Below are 2,460 nucleotides of genomic sequence, written 5' to 3' on the forward strand. Positions count from 1 at the left end.
GCCGAGCAGCACGTCCGCCGGGGCCGCCGCCGCGCACAGCCCGGTGCCGACGCAGCGGATCCGGTCCACCCGGACCTCGAGAGCGCCGGCGTCCCCCGCCGCGGTGCTCACCAGGCCACCGCCAGCCGCTGCGGGCTGCGGGTCAGCAGGCCGCGCCGCCACTCGATCGCGTCCGGCGCGTCCACCAGCCGCAGCTGCGGGAAGCGGCGGGCCAGCCCGTGCAGGGCGAGTTCCAGCTCCATCCGGGCGAGCCAGGCGCCGAGGCAGTGGTGCGGGCCGGCGCCGAAGGTCAGGCTCGGCGTGTCGAGCGCATCGAACAGCGGGATGCCGTCGGGGTAGACCGCCGGGTCGTGGTTGGCCGTGCGGGCGTCCGCCGCGACCACGCTGCCGGCCGGGATCAGCACCCCGCCGATCTCCACGTCCTCGACCGCGCGGCGCAGCAGCCCGGGTGCCGTCTCCTGGTCGCCGAGCGGCACCGCACGCAGCAGCTGTTCGGCCGCGGCGGTGGCGTCCGCCTCGCTGGCGCCGATCCGGGCCCAGCCGTCGGCGCCGTCGGAGAGCAGGTAGACCAGGGCGTTGCCGAGCGAGGTCATGGTGGTCTCGTGGCCGGCCACGACCAGCCCGCAGACCAGCGAGACGAGCTGCGCCTCGGTGACGCCCTCGGTGCGGTCGGCGGCCTCGACCAGGCTGCTCACCAGGTCCTCGCCCGGGTCCTTGCGCCGCTCGTCGACGAGCTGCTGCCCGAACCGGCCGAACTCCTGCATGGCCTGCCGGATCTCCTCCGCGGTGTACGCGGTGGCCGACAGCGCGTGGTCGCTCCAGCGGCCGAGCCGCTCGTAGTCCAGTCCGTCCAGGCCCATCAGCCGGCTGATCACCGCGACCGGCAGCGGACGGCTGAACGCGCCCACCACGTCGGCGGGCGACCCGGCCGCCTCCAGGCCGTCCAGCAGGTCCTCCACCACCGAGCCCACCCAGGGCCGCCAGCGGGCGATCGAGCGCGGGGTGAAGGCGCGCTGCACGGTGCGGCGCAGCCGCTGGTGCGCCTCGCCGTCGAGGTTGAGGATGGCCTGCGGGTCGTCCAGCAGGTTCGGCACCAGGGTGGTGGCGGGGGCGTCGGGGGCGAACAGCGAGGCCCGGTCGAGGCGCGGGTCGGCGAGCAGCTTGCGGACGTCGGCGTGCCGGGTCACCACCCAGACGGGCGTGCCGGTGGGCAGGGCGGCCAGTCGCGGCGGGCCGGGTTCGGCGTGGCGCAGGCAGTGCAGCGGGACGAGGGCGGGCATGTCGGGGGCCGCGGCGTTCGCGGTGGTCATCCGGTCCTCCAGGCGTCGGCGTCCGGGCGTTCACTCGTGCTGGTGCGCGGTCGGTGGGCGTGCGGGCGCCGCGGCCGCGGCACCCGTCCCGACACCCGACCGTACGGGTACGTCGCACGCGCCGGAAGGACGCGAATCGGCCATCGGTGGACCGGAGTCCGCCGATGGCCGACGCCGTCTCAGATACCGGTCTCCGCGGGCAGCCGGCCGGACCGGACGGCGGCCAGCAGCTCGGCGTGGTCGGCCTCGCTGCGGTCCGCGTACGCGACGGCGAAGTCCGCCATCGCCACGTCCAGCTCCTCGCTCTTGCCGCAGTACCCGGCGAGCAGGGCCGCGTCCGCGGTGTGGGTGTGCGCCCGGGCGAGCAGCGCGCCGGTCAGCCGGCCGTAGTCGTCCAGCTGGTCGGGGCGCAGCGCGGCCGGGTCGACGCTGCCCTTGCGGTTGCGGAACTGCCGCACCTGGTACGGGAGTCCGTCGACGGTCGTCCAGCCCATCAGCACGTCGCTGACCACCTGGATGCGGCGCTGGCCGAGCACCACCCGCTGGCCCTCGTGCACCGGCAGGCCGGAGACGGCGAAGCCGGCCCGGGCCAGGTGCGGCAGCAGCACCGAGGGCCGTGCCTCCTTCACCTGCAGCACCAGCGGCTGCTCGCGCTGGTCGACCAGCAGCACCACGTACGCCCGGGTGCCGACACTGCCGGTGCCGACGATCCGGAACGCCACGTCCTGCACGCTGTAGCGGCTCAGCAGCGGCTGCATCTCCGGTGCCACGGTCGACAGGTAGGCGGCCAGCGAGCCCGCCACCTCGGCGGTCTCGGCCTCCGGCACCCGGCTGAGCACCGGCGGCGCCGGGGCGAACCGCCAGCCGCCGTCGTCCTGACGGACCGTCGACTTCGCCGCGAAGCGCGCACTGGTGTTGCGCAGCGCCTTCTCCGCCACCGCCTCCAGCACCCCGGCGAGGTCGTGCGCCTCGGCGAAGGCGACGAGGTGCTCGTCGGCGATCGCGTTCCAGGCGTCCAGCGCGGGCAGCTTCGCCAGCTTGCGCACCGTCTTGCGGTACGAGGAGGAGGCGTGGAACGCGGCCTGCCGGCAGACGTCCTCCGAGGCGCCCGCCTGGCGGCCGGCCAGCACCAGGCTCGCCGCGAGCCGCT

Annotated in this window: 2 protein-coding genes; both read right to left on the minus strand. The window is 75.8% G+C overall.

Translation table 11 applies throughout. The features are described 5' to 3' along the window. Positions 1 to 107 precede the first annotated feature (107 nt). Positions 108 to 1,310, minus strand: coding sequence for a cytochrome P450 (locus ABZ641_RS33085; protein WP_344624101.1), 1,203 nt, complete (start codon positions 1,308 to 1,310; stop codon positions 108 to 110). Between the two features lie 179 nt (positions 1,311 to 1,489). Then, on the minus strand, positions 1,490 to 2,460 hold a 971-nt coding region (locus ABZ641_RS33090), incomplete at its 5' end, for a DUF2252 family protein (RefSeq protein WP_359987872.1).

Source organism: Kitasatospora sp. NPDC007106 (assembly GCF_040634455.1).
Lineage (GTDB): Bacteria > Actinomycetota > Actinomycetes > Streptomycetales > Streptomycetaceae > Kitasatospora > Kitasatospora arboriphila.

Bases quoted from the DNA above. Each gene is read 5' to 3' on its own strand.
- ABZ641_RS33085 (WP_344624101.1), bottom strand. From the start codon at position 1,310: ATGACCACCGCGAACGCCGCGGCCCCCGACATGCCCGCCCTCGTCCCG.